Source organism: Bacillus sp. LR--39, from assembly GCF_053613335.1.
The window spans coordinates 1-566 of sequence record NZ_JBSIOT010001354.1; the positions used below are offsets into that span (position 1 = coordinate 1).

General features: G+C 48.6%; 1 protein-coding gene. It reads right to left on the bottom strand.

Going from position 1 to position 566, the window contains the following annotated elements; genetic code table 11:
• On the bottom strand, nt 1–501 hold a 501-nt coding region (locus ACWHAR_RS30445; RefSeq protein ID WP_452088855.1), incomplete at its 3' end, for a glycosyltransferase.
• Between the last annotated feature and the right edge of the window lie 65 nt (nt 502–566).

Consider the following 566-nt stretch of genomic DNA (forward strand, 5'->3'; position numbering starts at 1 on the left):
AGGATCATGCAAATCAAATATATAAGCCTTTGCCGTTTGTCCGACCTTGAGCAGCTGCTCCTTATTGCCGACAATTTCTGCGAGCGCATTTGCAGCCTTATGCGGATCACTAAAATCAATTCGAAAGCCGGTCACCCGATCGATAACGAAATCGTTCCAGCCCCCGTTGATTCCGGCAGCGACGGCAGCGCCGGCGGCCATGCTTTCTTGAACAGCAATGCCGAACGGCTCATAAGAACTTGGAAAAACAGCCATTTCACAAAATGCCAGCCAGCTCTCTCTTTCCTCTTCACAAAGGAAAGGAAGAATGGTCACACTGTCCTTAATGCCCAATTCTTTTGCTATGGTCTCGATCCCGCTTTGAAGCGGCCCTTCCCCGGCAATGACAAGTTCAAGATCAGGACGCCGGCTGCGTAGCTTCTGAAAGACGTGCAGCAATTCGATAAACCCTTTTTCCGGAAGAAATCTTCCGTAGGAAAAAAAGTAGTGCGCGCTTTTCATTCGTTTTTTCACCGTGCGGCTTTTTATGCACGGATGTGGAATGACCCGGATTTGCTCAAAAGAAA